We start from the raw sequence: 19,985 nt of genomic DNA on the forward strand, positions 1-19,985 counted from the left end.
CGCGGCGCTTGGTCTATTGCGCACTAGAAGCAAAAGCAAAAAACGAGCGACAGCGACAGCGACAGCGACAGCGACAGCGACAGCGACAGCGACAGCGACAGCGACAGCGACAGCGACAGCCTTTAGCTTCGGGTTGACCAGCGTTGACGCAACCACTCCAGATCTTCCGGTCGGGTCACCTTGATGTTGTCACTGCGACCCTCGATCAACCGCGGCGCCTGACCAGACCATTCAATCGCGGACGCCTCATCAGTCACCACGACATCCGACACCAGACATTCAGCCAATGCCCGATGCAAAGCCCCAAGACGAAACATCTGTGGCGTATAAGCCTGCCAAATGGTACTGCGATCCACCGTCGCACTGACCCGCCCATGGGCATCCGCCCGCTTGAGCGTGTCACGTGCCGGCACCGCCAATAACCCACCTACAGGGTCGTCAGCCAAGTCAGTCAGCAACCGATCCAGATCGGAACGTGCAAGGTTCGGACGCGCAGCATCATGCACCAACACCCAGTCGTTATCAGTCGCCCCTTGGGCATGCAACAACAACAAGGCATTGAGCACCGAGTCAGCACGCTCACGCCCGCCAGGCGCACGCCGAATGCGTGAATCACTGGCACAACGCAAGGTCGGCCAGTAAGGGTCGTCTTCAGCAATGCTGACCACCACGCCCTTGAGCGCCGGGTGATCGAGAAAACAGTCGAGACTATATTCGAGAAGCGTCTGCCCGCCCAATTGCAAGTATTGCTTGGGACGGTCGGCAGCCATGCGGGTACCCACGCCCGCGGCAGGAATCACAGCCCAGAAGGCCGGCAACGTATCAGTCATTTTTGCGGCAACTGGAAGAGAGTTTCGCCCTCTTTGACCATTCCCAATTCATGACGAGCCCGTTCTTCGACGGTCTCCATACCTTTCTTCAACTCCAGGACCTCCGCGTCAAGCACACGGTTACGCTCGAGCAAACGCTCGTTCTCCGCATGCTGCTCGGCAATCTGCTGCTTGAGCTCGGCCACTTGCGCCAGGCTGCCATTACCCACCCAGAGGCGGTACTGCAGGCCACCGAGCAGCAGGAGCAGGACAAGGAACAACCAATAGGGACTGCGCATCAAGGTATCCAGGGTTAAAAAGACGCCGCTCACGGGCTTCGAATAGCACGAAGCCTGGCCGAGGCCAGGCTTCGTCGACAGAAACCCGCTGGAAGCGCCAGATCTTTCAGTAGGAAAGGTCCGACAGCCTCGGCTGCTGTCTTTTTACCATCTCTTGCTTAACCGCGAAACTCGGCACGGCCACGGTAAACCGCTTTGGCGCCCAGTTGCTCTTCGATACGCAGCAGCTGGTTGTACTTCGAAACGCGGTCGGAACGGCACAGCGAACCGGTCTTGATCTGGCCGGCAGCAGTACCGACTGCCAGGTCGGCGATGGTCGAGTCTTCGGTTTCACCGGAACGGTGCGAAATGACTGCGGTGTAACCGGCGGCCTTGGCCATCTGGATGGCCTCCAGGGTTTCGGTCAGCGAGCCGATCTGGTTGAACTTGATCAGGATCGAGTTACCGATACCCTTCTCGATGCCTTCTTTCAGGATCTTGGTGTTGGTCACGAACAGGTCGTCACCCACCAGCTGAACCTTGGCACCGATCTTGTCGGTCAGGATTTTCCAGCCAGCCCAGTCGGACTCGTCCAGACCGTCTTCGATCGAGATGATCGGGAAACGTTCGGTCAAGCCCTTCAGGTAGTCGGCAAAACCTTCGGCGTCGAACGACTTGCCTTCGCCGGACAGGTTGTACTTGCCGTCTTCGTAGAACTCGGAAGCCGCGCAGTCCAGAGCCAGAGTCACGTCGGTACCCAGCTTGTAGCCCGCCTTCTCGACCGCTTCGGCGATGGCGCCCAGCGCGTCTTCGTTGGAAGCCAGGTTCGGCGCGAAGCCACCTTCGTCACCCACCGCAGTGTTCAGGCCACGGGCCTTGAGCACGGCTTTGAGGTGGTGGAAGATCTCGGTACCCATGCGCAGGCCGTCGGAGAAGGTCTTGGCGCCAACCGGCTGAACCATGAACTCCTGGATGTCGACGTTGTTGTCGGCGTGCTCGCCACCGTTGATGATGTTCATCATCGGAACCGGCATCGAGTACTGGCCTGGGGTACCGTTCAGGTTGGCGATGTGCGCGTACAGCGGCAGGTCCAGATCCTGTGCGGCGGCCTTGGCGGCAGCCAGGGACACGGCCAGAATGGCGTTGGCGCCCAGCTTGGCCTTGTTCTCGGTTCCGTCCAGTTCGATCATGGCACGGTCCAGGGCCTTCTGGTCAGCCGGGTCCTTGCCCAGCAGCAGGTCACGGATCGGGCCGTTGATGTTGGCGACGGCCTTCAGCACGCCCTTGCCCAGGTAACGGCTCTTGTCGCCATCGCGCAGCTCCAGCGCTTCGCGCGAGCCGGTGGAAGCACCGGACGGCGCGCAGGCGCTGCCGATGATGCCGTTGTCGAGCAGTACATCGGCTTCCACGGTGGGGTTGCCACGCGAGTCGAGAACTTCACGACCTTTGATGTCGACGATCTTTGCCATTGTTGTAAGCACTCCAGAATTGACGAAAACAACGCAGCTTAAGGAAATCCTTGCACTCCACCAGGCGGGGCACAGCGGGCAGGCCGGGTGAAAGCGCCCCCTGACCAAACGGTCAAGGGGAGAACGGGCGGTACTTTACCCGAGAAATGAGCTTTACGCGGTTTCTACCGTCGGAAAACTTTTCACCAGGTCGTCCAGTTGCTTGAGCTGGGCCAGGAACGGCTCCAGCTTGTCCAGGCGCAGGGCGCAAGGACCATCGCACTTGGCGTTGTCCGGGTCAGGGTGAGCTTCGAGGAACAGGCCTGCCAGACTCTGGCTCATGCCGGCCTTGGCCAGGTCGGTGACCTGGGCGCGACGGCCGCCGGCGGAATCGGCGCGGCCACCCGGCATCTGCAGGGCGTGTGTCACGTCGAAGAACACCGGGTACTCGAACTGCTTCATGATGCCGAAGCCGAGCATGTCCACGACCAGGTTGTTGTAGCCAAAGCTCGAACCACGCTCGCACAGAATGAGCTGGTCGTTGCCGGCCTCAACGCACTTGTTGAGGATGTGCTTCATTTCCTGCGGCGCGAGGAATTGGGCCTTCTTGATGTTGATCACCGCGCCGGTCTTGGCCATCGCCACGACCAGGTCGGTCTGGCGCGACAGGAAAGCCGGCAGCTGGATGATGTCGCACACCTTGGCGACCGGCTCGCACTGGTAGGGTTCGTGCACGTCGGTGATCACCGGCACGTTGAAGGTCTTCTTGATCTCTTCGAAGATCTTCAGGCCTTCTTCCATGCCTGGGCCGCGGAACGATGTCACCGACGAACGGTTAGCCTTGTCGAAGCTGGCCTTGAACACGTACGGAATACCGAGCTTCTCGGTCACCCGTACGTACTCTTCGCAGACCTTCAGGGCCAGATCACGAGACTCCAGCACGTTCATGCCGCCGAACAGGACGAACGGCTTGTCGTTGGCGATCTCGATGTTACCGACGCGAATGATCTTCTGGGTCATTGATCAGGCCTTGTTCTTCTGTGCCAGGGCTGCCTTGACGAAACCGCTGAACAGCGGATGACCGTCACGCGGGGTGGAAGTGAACTCCGGGTGGAACTGGCAGGCCACGAACCATGGGTGATCCTTGGACTCGACCACTTCCACCAGCGCGCCGTCTTCGGAGCGGCCGGAAACCACCAGGCCGGCGTCGATCAGCTGCGGCAGCAGGTTGTTGTTCACTTCGTAGCGGTGGCGGTGACGCTCGGTGATGATGTCAGTGCCGTAGCAGTCATGAACCTTGGAGCCGGCAACGATCTGGCAATCCTGAGCGCCAAGGCGCATGGTGCCGCCGAGATCGGAGGCTTCGGTACGGGTTTCGACCGCGCCGGTGGCATCGGCCCACTCGGTGATCAGGCCGACTACCGGGTGACCGCTGTTACGGTCGAACTCGGTGGAGTTGGCGTCTTTCCAACCCATCACGTTACGGGCGAACTCGATCACGGCAACCTGCATGCCCAGGCAGATACCCAGGTACGGCACCTTGTTCTCGCGGGCATATTGCACTGCGGTGATCTTGCCTTCCACGCCACGCAGGCCGAAACCGCCAGGAACCAGGATGGCGTCTGCGCCCTCCAGCAGGCTGGTGCCCTGGTTCTCGATATCTTCGGAATCGATGTAGCGCAGGTTGACCTTGGTACGGTTCTGGATGCCGGCGTGGCTCATCGCTTCGATCAGCGACTTGTACGCGTCCAGCAGTTCCATGTACTTGCCGACCATGGCGATGGTGACTTCTTGCTCTGGGTTGAGCTTGGCATCGACCACCTTGTCCCACTCGGACAGGTCGGCGCTGTTGCACTGCAGGCCGAAGCGCTCGACGACGAAGTCGTCCAGACCCTGTGCGTGCAGCACGCCCGGGATCTTGTAGATGGTGTCGACGTCTTCCAGGGAGATGACCGCACGCTCTTCAACGTTGGTGAACAGCGCGATCTTGCGACGCGAGGAGGCATCGACCGGATGGTCGGAACGGCAGATCAGCACGTCCGGCTGCAGGCCAATGGAGCGCAGCTCCTTGACCGAGTGCTGGGTCGGCTTGGTCTTGGTCTCGCCGGCGGTGGCGATGTACGGCACCAGGGTCAGGTGCATCAGCATGGCGCGCTTGGAGCCCACTTCGACGCGCAACTGGCGAATCGCCTCGAGGAACGGCTGCGACTCGATGTCACCCACGGTACCGCCGATTTCCACCAGGGCCACGTCGGCATCGCCGGCACCCTTGATGATGCGACGCTTGATTTCGTCGGTGATGTGCGGGATGACCTGGATGGTCGCGCCCAGATAATCACCACGGCGCTCCTTGCGCAGCACGTGCTCGTAGATACGGCCGGTGGTGAAGTTGTTGTTCTGGGTCATGGTGGTGCGGATGAACCGCTCGTAGTGGCCCAGGTCGAGGTCAGTCTCGGCGCCGTCGTGGGTGACGAATACTTCACCGTGCTGGAACGGGCTCATGGTGCCAGGATCGACGTTGATGTACGGATCCAGCTTGAGCATGGTGACCTTGAGCCCCCGCGCTTCCAGGATGGCCGCCAGGGAAGCCGAGGCAATGCCTTTCCCCAATGAAGAAACAACACCGCCCGTGACGAATATGTAGCGCGTCATGAAAAACCCTAGAAGTCTGCGTTAAGGCGGCCAGCGCCGCCGGAGAAAGCGAAGGAAGGCCGAAGCCCCCGATCACCTGCGTCAATCACAGTGCATCTCGAAAAACTGCCGCGTCTGTACAGACCAGGGGTATCCCCGGCATGGAGCTCGCTCGTCATTTCCAGAATCAGCCCAGCAAAAAACTGCTTGGTAATCGGCAACTCCTGTGTTTTCGCGGAACCCACAGAAGCTGTATCAAGAAGGGAGGGTAGTCTACCGGAATGTACCCTTCATCTCAAACCTTGCGCGCTTGTCGGCAAATGCCAGCGAAGCTGGCAATCGGCCTGCCCCCGTTCGGGAAGATTGGCCACCGCCAGCAAGTCCTCGCCACGGAACAGCAACGGCAGGCGCGAACGCAGGAAGTGCGGAACCTGCGCCTCGTTCAGCAGGCGCTTGAGATCACGCCGACCACGACCGGGGACGTCCAGCACTTCGCCCCCCTGGCGATATGCGATGCGTAGCGGCCCCTCGGGCCGCTTGCCCTCGATACGCACATCGCCATTGCCCGGCAATGCCAGTGCCTCGGCCGGCGCCAGCCAGGGCTGCCCGACAGGCTCGGACTGCAACCAGTCATCGCCAAGCCACCAGATACGCCCATTGCTGCGCACCAACTGGCCGTCGGCAAGGCGCCAGATCGGCTGGGCATCGAGCGCGGCAGTGCACAAATCCACCCACCCGGCCCAGTGACGGCTGTCAGGCAATCGAGTGCGCTGGCTGAGCCAGTATTGCAAGGCGTTGCGCTGGCGAGCAGGTGACAGCGAACGGAGGCAGGTCAGATCGAGCGAACTCAGGGCAGACCACTGAGCCGGAGCGCCTTGCTCGGCTAGGGCCAGATCGTCAAGCGCCACTTCATCGAGCAGCCCCAGCGCTTCGCCAAGATGATCGGCGCAGCGCGCGATGTTTTGGCTCGCTTGCGGCCAACGCTGGCGCAGCAACGGCAACACCTCGCCACGCAAGTAGTTGCGGGCGAAGTCGGTGTCACGGTTGGAAGGGTCTTCGACCCACTTCAGCCGCCAGGCTTGGGCGTACGCGGCCAACTGTGCTCGCGAGATCGCCAGCAACGGGCGGACCAAGGCGCCCTGCCCCAACCGCCGCTTGTCGGGCATGGCGGCCAACCCGCGCAAACCGGCGCCACGCAACAGGCGAAACAGCAGGGTTTCAGCCTGATCCTCGCGGTGCTGGCCGGTGAACAGCAGCTCTCCCGGGCCCAGCACCTGAGCCAATGCCGAGTAGCGGGCGTTACGTGCAGCCTGCTCAAGGCTGGCACCCGGCTCGACCTGAACGCGGATCACGGTAAGCTCGACACCCAAGTCGTTGCAGACACGCTGGCAGTGCTCCGGCCAGTCATTGGCGACAGGTTGCAAACCGTGGTGGACATGGATGGCGCGCAGTGGTGGAGCGCAGTGACTGCGGGCGTAATCGGCCAACAGGTGCAGAAGGACTGTGGAGTCGAGGCCGCCAGAGAAGGCGACGTGCCAGGCGGGGGCGTTCAGCCAGGGGGTGAGGTTGATCATGTAGGCCTCACACGGTTTGAAATCGCCGGGGCCACTACAGGCCTTGATCGCCGGCAAACCGACGATCAAGGCTTCCAGAGCCCCGGGTCTATCAGAGACCGTAGCTCATCAGACGCTCATAACGGCGCGCCAGCAGCGCGTCGTTGTCGAGCTTGCCGAGCATGTCCAGCTGCTGGATCAGGTCGGCACGGATGCTTTCGGACATCTTCACCGGGTCACGGTGGGCGCCGCCCAGCGGTTCCTCGATGACCTTGTCGACGATGTTCAGGCTCTTCAGGCGTTCTGCGGTGACGCCCATGGCCTCGGCCGCGTCGGCTGCGCGGTCGGCGGTCTTCCACAGAATCGAGGCGCAACCTTCCGGCGAGATGACCGAGTAGGTGGAGTACTGCAGCATGTTCAGCTGGTCGCACACACCGATGGCCAATGCGCCACCGGAACCGCCCTCACCAATCACGGTGGCGATGATCGGGGTTTTCAGGCGCGCCATGACACGCAGGTTCCAGGCGATGGCTTCGCTCTGGTTGCGCTCTTCGGCGTCGATACCTGGGTAGGCACCCGGGGTGTCGATGAAGGTGAGAATCGGCATCTTGAAGCGTTCGGCCATCTCCATCAGGCGGCAGGCCTTGCGGTAGCCTTCCGGACGCGGCATACCAAAATTGCGGCGCACCTTCTCGCGCACTTCGCGGCCTTTCTGGTGACCGATGACCATCACCGGCTTGCCATCCAGACGTGCAGTACCACCGACGATGGCAGCGTCATCGGCGAAGTGGCGGTCACCGTGCAGCTCTTCGAACTCGGTGAAGATGTGCTCGAGGTAGTCCAGGGTATAAGGACGACGCGGGTGACGGGCCAGACGGGCGATCTGCCAGCTGGTCAGGTTGCCGAAAATGCTTTCGGTCAGGGTGTTGCTCTTGTCTTGCAGACGGGCAATTTCATCGCTGATGTTCAGCGAATTGTCGTTACCCACCAGGCGCAACCCTTCGATCTTGGCTTGCAGGTCGGCAATCGGCTGTTCGAAATCGAGGAAGTTCGGGTTCATAGTCATCCGTCTTGGGTCTACGGCCAGGCGGCCGGCCGGTTGATCCGTTTGGCGCCCTACCTTAAGGGATCAGGCGCATTCAGGTCGAGATTAAATTAGGTCGGTTCAACGATATTGCAGGAAGACGTTCTCACGCCCGAACTGGTCACGCAGCGCTTGAATCAAGCCATCGGCCGGGTCGATCGCCCACTCGTCGGCGAACTGCAGCATAGCCTTGGCATCGCTGCCGGTGTACTCGAGGGTAATGGGGCAACCACCGCGATGGCGGGTGATCAGTTCACCCAGCCACTTCAGCCGGTCGCCCTTGAGCGCGTCATGGGCCACCTTCAGGCGCAGGCTTTCGGCCAGTTTGGTGCGTGCGTCCTCCATGGTCATCACTTGCTTGACCCGCAAACGCAGGCCACCGGAGAAGTCGTCGTTGCTGACTTCTCCTTCCACCACCACCATGGCATCGGCCTGCAGCAACGACTGGGCCGCCATGAAGGCGTCGGCGAACAACGAGGCCTCGATACGCCCTGAACGGTCATCCAGGGTCACGAAGCCCATCTTGTCGCCCTTCTTGTTCTTCATCACCCGCAAAGCAACGATCATGCCGGCGATGGTCTGGGGCTCGCGCGACGGCTTGAGGTCGATGATGCGTTGACGGGCAAAGCGACGAATTTCGCTTTCGTACTCATCGATCGGATGGCCCGTCAGGTACAGGCCGAGGGTGTCCTTCTCGCCCTTGAGGCGTTCCTTGAGCGTCAACTCACGCACCTTGCGGTGATTGGCGTAGACGTCGGAGTCTTCCTCGACGAACAACCCGCCGAACAGGTCGACGTGACCGCTGTCGGCGGTACGGGCCGTTTGCTCGGCAGACTTGATGGCTTCCTCCAGCGCGGCCAGCAAGGTCGCGCGGTTGCGATCGATGTTGGCCTGGTAGGCCTTGATTTCGTCGTGGAAGTACGGACCGAGGCGATCGAGCGCACCACTGCGGATCAGCGCATCCAGGGTACGCTTGTTGACACGCTTGAGGTCGACGCGTTCACAGAAATCGAACAAGTCCCTGAAGGGACCGCCCTGGGCGCGCGCCTCGACGATGGCCTCCACCGGCCCCTCGCCCACGCCTTTGATCGCCCCCAGGCCGTAGACGATGCGACCGTCATCGTTCACGGTGAACTTGAAGTCGGAGTTGTTCACGTCCGGCGCATCGAGGCGCAGCTTCATGCTGCGCACTTCCTCGATCAGCACCACCACCTTGTCGGTGTTGTGCATATCCGCCGACAGGACCGCAGCCATGAACGGCGCAGGATAATGCGTCTTGAGCCAAGCGGTCTGGTAGGACACCAGGCCGTAGGCGGCGGAGTGGGATTTGTTGAAGCCGTAACCTGCGAACTTCTCTACAAGGTCAAAGATGTTACCCGCAAGATCAGCATCGATACCGTTATTGGCACAACCTTCGATGAAGCCGCCGCGCTGCTTGGCCATTTCTTCGGGCTTTTTCTTACCCATGGCTCGACGCAGCATGTCCGCGCCACCGAGGGTGTAGCCCGCCATGACCTGAGCGATCTGCATCACCTGTTCCTGGTACAGGATGATGCCGTATGTCGGCGCCAGTACCGGCTGCAGGCCCTCGTACTGGTAGTCCGGGTGCGGGTAGGCCAGCTCGGCGCGACCGTGCTTGCGGTTGATGAAGTCATCCACCATGCCCGATTGCAGCGGGCCCGGTCGGAACAGGGCCACCAGTGCGATCAAATCTTCCAGGCAGTCGGGCTTGAGCTTCTTGATCAGCTCCTTCATGCCACGGGATTCGAGCTGGAAAACCGCCGTGGTTTCGGCCTTCTGCAACAGCTCGTAGGTCTTGCGGTCATCCAGAGGGATGAAGTCGATGTTGACGTCCGGCAGGTTCTTCTTGGCCTGCTCGCGGTTGATGGTCTCCATTGCCCATTTGATGATGGTCAGGGTACGCAGGCCGAGGAAGTCGAACTTCACCAGGCCGGCAGCTTCGACGTCGTCCTTGTCGAACTGGGTAACCAGGCCGCCGCCTTCTTCATCACAGGCGATCGGCGAAAAATCAGTGAGTTTGGTGGGCGCGATAACCACACCACCGGCGTGCTTACCAGTGCCGCGGGTGACCCCCTCCAGCTTCAGGGCCATGTCCCAGATCTCACGGGCATCCTCGTCGCCCTTGAGGAAGTCACGCAGGACTTCTTCCTGCTCGTAGGCCTTCTCCAGCGTCATGCCCACTTCGAACGGGATCATCTTCGACAAGCGATCCGCCAGACCGTAGGACTTGCCCTGGACCCGCGCCACGTCGCGCACCACCGCCTTGGCCGCCATGGTACCGAAGGTGATGATCTGGCTCACCGCGTTGCGCCCATAGGCTTCGGCCACATAGTCGATCACCCGGTCACGGCCATCCATGCAGAAGTCGACGTCGAAGTCGGGCATGGAAATACGTTCAGGGTTGAGGAAACGCTCGAACAGCAGGTCGTAGGCCAGCGGGTCGAGGTCGGTAATCTTCAGTACATAGGCCACCAGCGAGCCAGCACCCGAACCCCGGCCCGGGCCGACCGGCACGCCATTGTTCTTGGCCCACTTGATGAAGTCCATAACGATCAGGAAGTAACCGGGGAAGCCCATCTGGATGATGATATCCAGCTCGAATTTCAGGCGGTCCAGGTAAACCTGACGCTTCTCTTCATAGTTGGGCGTGGTCTCTTTCGGCCAGAGCACCGCCAGGCGCTCTTCCAGGCCTTCATGGGAGACGTGGCGCAGGTAGTCGTCGATGCCCATGCCGTTGGGGGTCGGGAAGTCCGGCAAGAAGTACTTGCCCAGCTGTACCTGGATATTGCAACGCTTGGCGATCTCGACGGTGTTGGCGACGGCATCCGGCAGGTCGCTGAACAGCTCGACCATTTCCTCTGCGCTCTTGAGGTACTGCTGGTCGCTGTAATTGCGGGGACGACGTGGGTCATCCAGGGTCCAGCCCTCGCCGATGCAGACGCGGGTCTCGTGGGCGTCGAAGTCGGACTGCTTGATGAAACGCACGTCGTTGGTCGCCACCAGCGGCGCCCCGAGCTTGTCGGCCAGGGCCACGGCGGCATGCACGTACTCCTCGTCACCTGCGCGGTTGGTGCGCTGCACTTCGACGTAGAAACGCTCGGGGAACATGCCCATCCAGTCGCGCAGCAGGGCCTCGGCTTCTTCATTCCGACCAGCCATCAGGGCCATACCGATGTCGCCCTCCTTGCCAGCGGACAGGGCGATCACGCCCTCACTGGCCGGGGCGATCCAGTCGCGCTGGAGAATCACCAGGCCGTTACGTTGGCCTTCGGTCCAACCCCGCGAGATCAACTCCGTCAGGTTGCGGTAACCCTTGGGGTTCATGGCCAGGAAGCAGATGCGCGACAGCGGCGCCTCGGGATCGGCTCCGGCCAGCCACAGGTCGGCGCCGCAGATCGGCTTGATCCCGGCGCCCATGGCGGTCTTGTAGAACTTGACCAGCGAGCACATGTTGCTCTGGTCAGTGATCGCCACCGCGGGCATGTTCATCCCGGCCAGCGCCTTGGCCAGCGGCTTGATCCGCACCAGGCCGTCGACCAGCGAGAATTCGGAGTGTACGCGCAGGTGAACGAAGGGAACCGACATGGATGATCCTGTAGCAGAGCTTGACGACAAGGGCGGGATTGTAACGTAAATGAGAGGGAAACGATTGGGGCCGCTGTGCGGCCCCAATGTGTTAGATCAGTGAGTCAGTGAGGCCTTCACGGGCTTCCCAGGCCGCGCGAACCGGCGCGAAGGAACGCCGGTGGATGGGCGTAGGCCCAAGGCGCGCAAGTGCCTCCAGGTGCACCGGCGTCGGATAGCCTTTGTGCCCGCCAATTCCGTAACCGGGATAGATCAGCTCGAAAGCGCTCATCTCGCGATCGCGCGTGACCTTGGCCAGGATCGACGCCGCGGCGATGGCCGGCACCTGGCTATCGCCCTTCACTACCGGCGCGGCGGGCACGGCCAGCCTGGGGCAACGGTTGCCATCGATCAGCGCGAGCTTGGGCGTGACGCTCAAGCCTTCGACCGCACGCTGCATGGCGAGCATGGTGGCCTGAAGAATGTTCAACCGGTCGATTTCTTCGACTTCGGCACGGGCAATACAGAAACTCAGGGCTTTTTCGCAGATCTCATCGAACAGCGCTTCGCGCTTGGCCTCGGTAAGCTTCTTGGAATCGTTCAGACCCAGAATCGGGCGTTGCGGGTCGAGAATCACCGCAGCGGTGACGACCGCGCCACACAGCGGCCCACGTCCCACTTCGTCGACACCCGCCACCAAGTCTTCGACCAGGTTGAAATCCAATCCAATCTGCATGTCAGCGGTCCTTGAGCAAAGCCAGCACCGCGTCGGCGGCCTGGTTGGAAGCGTCGCGGCGCAGGGTGCGGTGAATCTCGTCGAAACCTTCGGTCTGTCGGCTGCCATCGGCGACCAACGGCACCAAGGCCTGGGCCAGGGCTTCACACGTCGCGGCATCCTGCAGGAGTTCCGGCACCAGCTCGCGCTGGGCCAGCAGGTTGGGCAACGATACGTAGGGGCTCTTCACCAGGCGCTTGAGGATCCAGAAGGTCAAAGGCGCCAGGCGGTAGGCCACAACCATGGGCCGCTTGTACAGAAGTGCTTCAAGGGTGGCTGTGCCCGACGCGATCAGCACCGCATCGCAGGCCGCCAGCGCCACATGCGACTGGCCGTCCAGCAGCATCAGCGGCAGGTCACGGCCCTCCAGCATCTGTTCGATCTGGGCACGGCGCGCGGGATTGGCGCACGGCAGGACGAAACGCACCCCCGGGATGCGGTCGCGTAGAAGCTGGGCAGTATCGAGGAACAATGCCCCCAAGCGCCCCACTTCGCCTCCACGGCTCCCCGGCATCAAGGCGACCAGCGGACCATCGGCCAGGCCGAGGGAAGCGCGCGCGGCCTGTCGATCGGCCTCGAGCGGGATGGTATCTGCCAACGGATGACCGACGAAACGCACCGGCACGCCCTGCTCTTCGTAGAACCGCGCCTCAAAGGGCAGCAGGGTCAGCATCAGGTCGCAGCCTTCGCGGATCTTCAGCACACGCTTCTGCCGCCAGGCCCAGACCGAAGGGCTGACGTAGTGCACGGTCTTGATACCCGCCTGACGCAGCTTCAACTCGATGTTGAGCGTGAAGTCAGGCGCGTCGATACCGATGAATACGTCGGGCTTCTGCGCAATCAGGGTCTGGATCAGTTCCTTGCGCCGCTTGAGCAGCTCGCGCAGGCGGCCAAGCACCTCGACCAACCCCATGACCGCCAGGCGTTCCATGGGGAAGTAAGACTGCAGGCCTTCGGCCTCCATCAGCGGACCGCCGACACCGATGAAGCGGACGTCAGGATGGCGCGCCTTGAGCGCGCGCATCAGGCCAGAACCGAGAATGTCGCCGCTGGCCTCACCCGCGACCAACGCTACACAGAGCTGCGCCATGTCAGCGAGTGATGCCGCGAGCGGAGTTCAGGATCGACTGGCGGAACAGCTCGACCTCAGGGTGTTGCCCCGCCAGTTCTTCCAGTTCCTTGACCGCTTCTTCAACGGTAAGGCCCTGGCGGTAAACGACCTTGTAGGCACGGCGCAGGGCGTGGATGACCTCGTCACTGAAGCCGCGCCGACGCATGCCCTCGAAGTTCATGCTGCGGGCTTCGGCGGGGCTGCCGAACACCGTGACGAAGGCAGGGACGTCCTTGCCAATCGCCGTACCCATGCCGGAAAACGCGTGCGCCCCGATGTGGCAGTACTGATGCACCAAGGTGTAGCCCGACAGGATCGCCCAGTCGCCCACATGCACATGGCCAGCCAACGCGGTGTTGTTGACCAGGATGCAATGGTTGCCGATGACGCTGTCGTGACCAATGTGGGCATAGGCCATGATCAGGTTGTGGTCGCCGAGCGTGGTTTCCGAACGGTCCTGCACGGTACCGCGGTGGATGGTCACGCCTTCACGGATCACGTTGTGATCACCGATCACCAGTCGCGTCGGCTCGCCCTTGTACTTGAGGTCCGGGGTGTCTTCGCCGATCGAGGAAAACTGGTAGATACGGTTGTGCTTGCCGATACGGGTTGGTCCTTTGACCACCACGTGCGGACCAATGACAGTACCCTCCCCGATTTCGACATCGGGGCCTACGATCGACCAAGGGCCGACTTCGACACCGTCGGCCAACTTGGCCGACGGGTCGATGATCGCCCGAGGATCAATCGAACTCATAGGGAACGTTCCGCGCAGGTGATCTCTGCCGAGCAGACCGGCTTGCCGTCGACCAGCGCACGGCATTCGAACTTCCAGATCATGCTCTTGCGGCTGAGGAACTTGGCCTCCAGCACCAGTTGATCACCCGGCAATACCGGCTGACGGAAACGCAATTTGTCGGAACCGACGAAATAGTACAGCGTGCCATCGGCCGGCTTGGCGTCGAGCATCTTGAAACCGAGAATGCCGGCCGCCTGGGCCATGGCCTCGATGATCAAAACGCCCGGCATGATGGGGTGCGCCGGGAAATGGCCATTGAAAAACGGCTCGTTGATGCTGACATTCTTGTAGGCACGAATGCTCTGGGCCTCGAAGTCCAAATCCGTCACTCGGTCCACCAGCAGGAACGGGTAACGGTGAGGCAGGTATTCGCGAATCTCGTTGATGTCCATCATTTCGGGGGGAAGCCTGTAATAAGAATAGGGAGCGCAGGTGCTGACCACACGCTCCTTTTGCAAATCCAAAGAGGAGCCAGCTAGCGACTGTTCACGCTCGCTCAGGAAATGGTATCAGCCTTCTGATGCCGGCTGATCACCTGAGGTCACGGTATCGACACGTTTTTCCAACTGCTGGAGACGCTTGGACATGTCGTCCAGCTGGCGAATACGCGCCGCACTCTTGCGCCAGTCAGCCAACGGCTGCATGGCCGTGCCGGAAGAATAGGCGCCCGGTTCAGTGATCGAACGGGTGACCATGGTCATTCCAGACACGAATACGTTGTCGCAGACATCGATATGGCCAACCATGCCGACGCCACCGGCGATGGTGCAGTGCTTGCCAATACGCGTGCTGCCGGAAATCCCGACACAGGCCGCCATGGCCGTGTGTTCGCCGATCTGCACGTTGTGGGCGATCTGGATCTGATTGTCGAGCTTGACGCCATCGGCGATGCGCGTATCGGACAGCGCACCACGGTCGACCGCGGTATTGACGCCAATTTCCACGTCATCACCAATGGTGACGCCGCCAATCTGGGCAATCTTGCGCCAGACACCCTTCTCGTTGGCAAAGCCGAAGCCTTCACCTCCGATCACCGCGCCTGACTGAATGACCACACGCTTGCCAATGGTCACATCGTGGTACAGGGTGACGCGCGGCGCCAACCAGCCGCCCTCGCCCACCACGCTGCGCGCACCAATCACACAGTGCGCACCGATGCTCACATTGGCACCAATACGCGCACCGCTCTCGATGACCACGAATGGCCCGATGCTGGCACTGGCATCCACCTGGGCATCCTCTGCCACCACGGCGCTGGGATGAATACCCGCCTCAGCCTTGGGCTTGGGATCGAACAGGTGGGAAATGCGCGCGTAGGCAAGGTACGGGTCGGCCACGATCAGGGCGTTACCAGCAAAGCCTTCGGCGTCCGCGGCCTTCAGCAATACCGCCGCTGCCTGGCTGTTATCCAGGTATTTGCGGTACTGCGGATTGGCAAGGAAGCTCAATTGACCAGGGCCGGCCTCCTGCAAGGTGGCCAGTCCGGTAATTTGCAGCGCCTCGGGCCCCTTGAGGGTCGCCCCGAGCGCTTCGGCCAACTGGCCGAGCGTCATGGTCACGGTCATATCAACGGGCTTGGTTCATGCGCTCGATGACTTGGCGGGTGATGTCGTACTGAGGTTTGACATCGATGACCGCACCGCGCTCCAGAACCAGGTCGTAACCGCCCTTCTTGATCACTTCCTCGACGGCACCATCGAGCTTCGGCTTGAGCTGCTTGAGCATGTCGCGGTCAGCAACGGCCTTGGCTTCGTTCAGTTCTTTGGACTGGAACTGGAAGTCACGGGCTTTCTGCTTGAATTCGAGCTCCAGGCGCTCACGCTCCTGCTGCTGCATCTTGTCGCCGCCTTTGATCAGGCGGTCCTGGATACCTTTGGCGCTGCTTTCCAGGGACTTGAGCTTGGTCAGTTGCGGGCCGAACTTCTTCTCGGCATCAACCGCGTACTTCTTGGCGGCATCGGATTCGAGCAGGGCCATCTGATAGTTCAGCACGGCAACCTTCATTTCGGCGAAAGCCGGGGTGGCGACCAGCGCCGCGGCCACTACGGCCAGTTGAGTCAACTTACGCACGATGCACTCCTGGATAAACCGTTGTCGTTAAGCAAGGGCCGACCTTAGAAGGTCTGGCCCAGAGAGAATTGGAACACCTGGGTATCGGCGTCGTCCGGCTTCTTGACCGGCATTGCCAGGCTGAAGCTCAACGGGCCCAGGGCAGTGATCCAGGTGACACCCAGGCCGACCGAGCTGGCCATGCCGGAGAAGCCAACCTTCTCGCAGTCAGGCTTGCTGCCGCAGTTGGTATCGAACACGTTACCCACGTCCCAGAACACGGAGGTGCGCAGCGAACGCTGGTCCTTCACGAATGGCAGCGGGAACAGCAACTCGACACCACCCTGGACCAACACGTTGCCACCGAACGGCAGCGGGTCCTGGTCCGGGTCTTTCACGGTGCCCGGGTTGGTACCGTCGCTCGGGGTACTGCGCGGACCGAGGCTGCTGTCCTTGAAGCCACGTACGGAGTTGAAACCACCCGCGTAGTAGTTTTCATAGAATGGCAGGCCGGAAGTACCACCGAAACCATCACCATAGCCCAATTCAGTGTGCAGGCGCAGGGTGTAGTCGTTGGTGATCGGCTTGAACAGCTGGCCGCGGTAGTCGAGCTTGTAGAACGACAGGTCGCTGCCAGGAACAGTCGTCTCGAAGGTCAGGCTCTGGGAGTGACCACGGGTCGCCAGCACGCCCTTGTTCAGGGTCGACTCGGACCAACCGACCGAGGCCTTGAAGTTCAGGAAGTTGTCGCCTTCCTGCTCGAGGAAATCGAAGATCTCGTCGACGGTGTAACGGCCAGTCTTGATCTTGTCCTGCTGCACGGTCAGGCCGTAGGTCAGGCGCGAAGTTTCGCTGATCGGGTAGCCGAGGCTGACACCGGCACCCAGGCTGTCGACCGCATAGCTGGCCACGTCGACGTCGAGGTCATCGTAGTCGGTGCTGCGATAGAAGGCGTTGTAGCCCAGGCTGACGCCGTCGGCAGTGAAGTAGGGGTCCACGAAGCCGAAGTTGTAGCGGGTCTGGTATTCCGAACGGGTCAGGCCGATGGACACCTTGTTACCGGTACCCAGGAAGTTGGTCTGGCTGATCGAGCCTCCCAGGATCAGGCCGGCGCTCTGGGCGAAACCAACGCTGGCGGTGATCGAGCCGGAGGCCTGTTCCTCGACGCTGTAGTTGACGTCGACCTGGTCATCGGTGCCCGGCACCGGTGGGGTCTCGACGTTGACTTCCTTGAAGAAGCCCAGACGTTCCAGGCGGGTCTTGGACTGGTCGATCAGGTAGGTCGACGCCCAGCCACCTTCCATTTGGCGCATCTCGCGACGCAGCACTTCGTCTTCGGTCTTGGTGTTGCCGCGGTAGTTGATGCGGTTGACGTAGGCACGCTTGCCCGGGTCGACCACGAACATGATGTCCACGGTGTGGTCTTCGTCGTGCGGCTGAGGCACGCCGTTGACGTTGGCGAAAGTGTAGCCCTCGTTACCCAGGCGGCGGGTGATCAGGTCGGAGGTGGTGGTCATGACCTTGCGCGAGAACACCTGGCCCGGCTGCACCAGCAGCAGCGACTTGACCTGGTCTTCCGGCACCTTCAGGTCACCCGACAGCTTCACGTCACGGACGGTGTACTTCTCGCCCTCGTTGACGTTGACCGTGATGTAGACGTGCTTCTTGTCCGGGGTGATGGACACCTGGGTGGAGGCGATGTCCATGTTGATGTAGCCGCGGTCCAGGTAGTAGGAACGCAGGCGTTCCAAGTCACCGGAGAGCTTCTCGCGGGCATACTTGTCGTCGTTCTTGAAGAACGACAGCCAGTGGGTGGTCTTGAGCTCGAACAGCTGCGCCAGCGCTTCATCGTCGAACACGGTGTTGCCGACGATGTTGATGTGCTGGATGGCCGCCACGGTGCCTTCGTTGATCTTGATCTTCAACGCCACACGGTTGCGCGGCTGCGGCACCACCTCGGCGTCGACCTCGGCCGAGTAGCGGCCCTGGGCCACGTACTGGCGCTGCAGTTCGTTACGCACGCCTTCGAGGGTGGCTCGCTGGAAGATCTCGCCTTCGGCCAGGCCCGACTGCTTCAGGCCCTTCATCAGGTCTTCGGTGCTGATCGCCTTGTTGCCTTCGATCTCGATGCTCGACACCGAGGGGCGCTCGACCACGTTGATGATCAGGACATTGCCGTCGCGGTTCAGCTGGATGTCCTGGAAGAAACCGGTCTTGAACAGCGAGCGGGTGGATTCCACCAGGCGTCGGTCATCGGCCTGATCGCCCACGTTCAGGGGCAAGGCGCCAAAGACGCTGCCGGCGGACACCCGCTGCAGGCCGTTGACACGAATATCGGAGATGGTGAAGGACTCGGCGTGAACTTCAGCGATCATCAGTGCGGAGAGGACCGCAGTTAGCAGCAGACGTTTCATGAAGTCCTTTTATTCCAACTGGCAATAAACCACCCGCCGTATGAAAACGGCAGGTTCGCAATTGAGCGAATCTTTTATAGTCGACCCAGATCGTTGATCAGGGCGAGCAACATCACCCCAATGACCAAACTGATACCGATCTGGACCCCCCAACCTTGCACCCGATCCGACAGCGGACGACCGCGCGCCCACTCGACCAGGTAAAACAGCAAATGCCCCCCATCCAGTACCGGGATGGGCAGCAGGTTAAGAACCCCCAGGCTTATGCTCAGGTAGGCCAGGAAATTCAGGAAATCCCCCACGCCGGACTGGGCCGAAGCGCCCGCCACTTTAGCAATGGTTATCGGTCCGCTCAAGTTTTTTACCGAGAGCTCCCCGAACAGCATTTTCTTTAGCGATTCGAGGGTTAGCACACTCATGTTCCAGGTGCGCGACAAGCCCTCGCCCACTGCCTCGAGCGGGCCATAGCTGACTTCGCGCAGCATGCTGGCGGGCCATTCGGCGCCCTTGACTCCTGCCCCCAGGTAGCCGCCGGAGGCTTTGCCTTCGCCGCGCCGGGCCAGCGTCACCGGGACGTCCAGCGGCGCGCCATCACGCTCCACACGCAGCACCACCCTGGCTTCGGGGCGTGCGCGCACGGTGTCGACCACGTGCTGCCAGTCGCTCACCGTCACGCCATCGACGGCCAACAATTTGTCACCACTTTTGAGCCCGGCCGCTGCGGCCGGCCCCTTTGGATCGATTTCAGCCAGAACCGGCGAAATGGCCGGACGCCATGGACGCAAGCCCAGGGACTGGATCGGGTCCGGCTCGTCGGCGCCCTTGAGCCAACCCGCGAGCGTGATCTGGTACTGACGCTCGACCGTGGCTCCTTCGTCGCGCACGCCGACTTGCAGGGTGCCGCTCTCGCCCAGGCGCCGAACCAGCTGCAGGTTGACTGCCGACCAGCCACTGGTCGGTTTTCCGTCGATGGATACGATTTCCTGACCAGCGACCAAGCCCGCCGAAGCCGCCAGGCTACCGGACTCGACCGCACCGATGACCGGACGGATCTGCTGGGTGCCGAGCATGGCCAGCAGCCAGAAGAAGAAAATGGCCAGCAGGAAGTTGGCGATCGGCCCCGCCGCCACGATGGCAATACGCTGACGGACGGATTTGCGATTGAACGACTGCTCGATCAGCGCTGGCGGCACTTCACCCTCGCGTTCGTCGAGCATCTTGACGTAGCCGCCCAGCGGGATCGCCGCCACCACGAACTCGGTGCCATGGCGGTCATGCCAGCGAATCAACGGTGTGCCGAACCCCACGGAGAAGCGCAGCACCTTGACGCCACAGCGTCGGGCCACCCAGAAGTGGCCGAACTCGTGGAAAGTGACCAATACACCCAAGGCCACCAGGGTGCCGATAATCATGTAGAGCGCAGTCATATCCATCTCCGAATGACGTTCA

At 61.5% G+C, this 19,985-nt stretch carries 16 protein-coding genes; all 16 read right to left on the bottom strand.

Translation table 11 applies throughout. The features are described 5' to 3' along the window. Nucleotides 1–122: 122 nt before the first annotated feature. Nucleotides 123–830, bottom strand: coding sequence for a 2-C-methyl-D-erythritol 4-phosphate cytidylyltransferase (ispD, locus tag IF103_RS18430; RefSeq protein WP_023381954.1), 708 nt, complete (start codon nt 828–830; stop codon nt 123–125). Then, complete coding sequence (gene ftsB, locus IF103_RS18435; protein ID WP_023381955.1) at nt 827–1,108, bottom strand: cell division protein FtsB; 282 nt, start codon at nt 1,106–1,108, stop codon at nt 827–829. Before ftsB ends, ispD begins: the two co-directional genes overlap by 4 nt. A gap of 158 nt (nt 1,109–1,266) precedes the next feature. Then, a complete protein-coding gene (gene eno / locus IF103_RS18440) occupies nt 1,267–2,556 on the bottom strand; it encodes a phosphopyruvate hydratase (RefSeq protein WP_023381956.1) in 1,290 nt (429 codons plus the stop codon). A gap of 153 nt (nt 2,557–2,709) precedes the next feature. Then, the gene (kdsA, locus tag IF103_RS18445) at nt 2,710–3,555 is read right to left on the bottom strand and encodes a 3-deoxy-8-phosphooctulonate synthase (protein ID WP_023381957.1); all 846 of its coding nucleotides are present in this window, start codon (nt 3,553–3,555) and stop codon (nt 2,710–2,712) included. A 3-nt stretch (nt 3,556–3,558) separates the two neighbouring features. Beyond that, entirely contained in the window at nt 3,559–5,187 is a 1,629-nt protein-coding gene (pyrG, locus tag IF103_RS18450; protein ID WP_023381958.1) for a CTP synthase, read from the bottom strand. Between the two features lie 269 nt (nt 5,188–5,456). Next, nucleotides 5,457–6,740 carry a tRNA lysidine(34) synthetase TilS gene (tilS, locus tag IF103_RS18455; protein WP_023381959.1) on the bottom strand — a complete coding sequence of 428 codons (1,284 nt, stop codon included), beginning with the start codon at nt 6,738–6,740 and terminating at the stop codon, nt 5,457–5,459. A 91-nt stretch (nt 6,741–6,831) separates the two neighbouring features. After that, a complete protein-coding gene (gene accA / locus IF103_RS18460; protein ID WP_023381960.1) occupies nt 6,832–7,779 on the bottom strand; it encodes an acetyl-CoA carboxylase carboxyl transferase subunit alpha in 948 nt (315 codons plus the stop codon). A 105-nt stretch (nt 7,780–7,884) separates the two neighbouring features. Continuing rightward, a complete protein-coding gene (gene dnaE, locus IF103_RS18465) occupies nt 7,885–11,409 on the bottom strand; it encodes a DNA polymerase III subunit alpha (RefSeq protein WP_202675554.1) in 3,525 nt (1,174 codons plus the stop codon). A gap of 91 nt (nt 11,410–11,500) precedes the next feature. Continuing rightward, complete coding sequence (gene rnhB / locus IF103_RS18470; protein ID WP_023381962.1) at nt 11,501–12,124, bottom strand: ribonuclease HII; 624 nt, start codon at nt 12,122–12,124, stop codon at nt 11,501–11,503. Nucleotide 12,125: 1 nt separating this feature from the next. Continuing rightward, nucleotides 12,126–13,253, bottom strand: coding sequence for a lipid-A-disaccharide synthase (lpxB, locus tag IF103_RS18475; RefSeq protein WP_023381963.1), 1,128 nt, complete (start codon nt 13,251–13,253; stop codon nt 12,126–12,128). A 1-nt stretch (nt 13,254) separates the two neighbouring features. Continuing rightward, nucleotides 13,255–14,031, bottom strand: coding sequence for an acyl-ACP--UDP-N-acetylglucosamine O-acyltransferase (lpxA, locus tag IF103_RS18480; RefSeq protein ID WP_023381964.1), 777 nt, complete (start codon nt 14,029–14,031; stop codon nt 13,255–13,257). Then, on the bottom strand, nt 14,028–14,468 hold the full coding sequence (fabZ, locus tag IF103_RS18485; RefSeq protein ID WP_003252314.1) for a 3-hydroxyacyl-ACP dehydratase FabZ: 441 nt from the start codon (nt 14,466–14,468) through the stop codon (nt 14,028–14,030). The genes lpxA and fabZ overlap by 4 nt, the downstream gene beginning before the upstream one ends. Nucleotides 14,469–14,582: 114 nt before the next feature. Continuing rightward, a complete protein-coding gene (gene lpxD / locus IF103_RS18490) occupies nt 14,583–15,638 on the bottom strand; it encodes a UDP-3-O-(3-hydroxymyristoyl)glucosamine N-acyltransferase (RefSeq protein ID WP_023381965.1) in 1,056 nt (351 codons plus the stop codon). A gap of 1 nt (nt 15,639) precedes the next feature. Beyond that, nucleotides 15,640–16,143, bottom strand: coding sequence for an OmpH/Skp family outer membrane protein (locus tag IF103_RS18495; protein ID WP_015269197.1), 504 nt, complete (start codon nt 16,141–16,143; stop codon nt 15,640–15,642). A gap of 44 nt (nt 16,144–16,187) precedes the next feature. Continuing rightward, nucleotides 16,188–18,536, bottom strand: a complete 2,349-nt coding sequence (gene bamA, locus IF103_RS18500) for an outer membrane protein assembly factor BamA (protein WP_202675555.1) — start codon at nt 18,534–18,536, stop codon at nt 16,188–16,190. A 74-nt stretch (nt 18,537–18,610) separates the two neighbouring features. After that, on the bottom strand, nt 18,611–19,963 hold the full coding sequence (gene rseP / locus IF103_RS18505) for an RIP metalloprotease RseP (protein ID WP_023381967.1): 1,353 nt from the start codon (nt 19,961–19,963) through the stop codon (nt 18,611–18,613). Nucleotides 19,964–19,985 lie beyond the last annotated feature (22 nt).

Source organism: Pseudomonas sp. SK2, assembly GCF_016772395.1.
GTDB lineage: Bacteria > Pseudomonadota > Gammaproteobacteria > Pseudomonadales > Pseudomonadaceae > Aquipseudomonas > Aquipseudomonas taiwanensis.

What these genes read in the sequence shown, in the direction of transcription:
- ispD (WP_023381954.1), bottom strand. Translation starts at nt 830, where the DNA reads ATGACTGATACGTTGCCGGCCTTCTGGGCTGTGATTCCTGCCGCGGGC.
- ftsB (WP_023381955.1), bottom strand. Translation starts at nt 1,108, where the DNA reads ATGCGCAGTCCCTATTGGTTGTTCCTTGTCCTGCTCCTGCTGCTCGGT.
- eno (WP_023381956.1), bottom strand. Translation starts at nt 2,556, where the DNA reads ATGGCAAAGATCGTCGACATCAAAGGTCGTGAAGTTCTCGACTCGCGT.
- kdsA (WP_023381957.1), bottom strand. Translation starts at nt 3,555, where the DNA reads ATGACCCAGAAGATCATTCGCGTCGGTAACATCGAGATCGCCAACGAC.
- pyrG (WP_023381958.1), bottom strand. Translation starts at nt 5,187, where the DNA reads ATGACGCGCTACATATTCGTCACGGGCGGTGTTGTTTCTTCATTGGGG.
- tilS (WP_023381959.1), bottom strand. Translation starts at nt 6,740, where the DNA reads ATGATCAACCTCACCCCCTGGCTGAACGCCCCCGCCTGGCACGTCGCC.
- accA (WP_023381960.1), bottom strand. Translation starts at nt 7,779, where the DNA reads ATGAACCCGAACTTCCTCGATTTCGAACAGCCGATTGCCGACCTGCAA.
- dnaE (WP_202675554.1), bottom strand. Translation starts at nt 11,409, where the DNA reads ATGTCGGTTCCCTTCGTTCACCTGCGCGTACACTCCGAATTCTCGCTG.
- rnhB (WP_023381962.1), bottom strand. Translation starts at nt 12,124, where the DNA reads ATGCAGATTGGATTGGATTTCAACCTGGTCGAAGACTTGGTGGCGGGT.
- lpxB (WP_023381963.1), bottom strand. Translation starts at nt 13,253, where the DNA reads ATGGCGCAGCTCTGTGTAGCGTTGGTCGCGGGTGAGGCCAGCGGCGAC.
- lpxA (WP_023381964.1), bottom strand. Translation starts at nt 14,031, where the DNA reads ATGAGTTCGATTGATCCTCGGGCGATCATCGACCCGTCGGCCAAGTTG.
- fabZ (WP_003252314.1), bottom strand. Translation starts at nt 14,468, where the DNA reads ATGATGGACATCAACGAGATTCGCGAATACCTGCCTCACCGTTACCCG.
- lpxD (WP_023381965.1), bottom strand. Translation starts at nt 15,638, where the DNA reads ATGACCGTGACCATGACGCTCGGCCAGTTGGCCGAAGCGCTCGGGGCG.
- bamA (WP_202675555.1), bottom strand. Translation starts at nt 18,536, where the DNA reads ATGAAACGTCTGCTGCTAACTGCGGTCCTCTCCGCACTGATGATCGCT.
- rseP (WP_023381967.1), bottom strand. Translation starts at nt 19,963, where the DNA reads ATGACTGCGCTCTACATGATTATCGGCACCCTGGTGGCCTTGGGTGTA.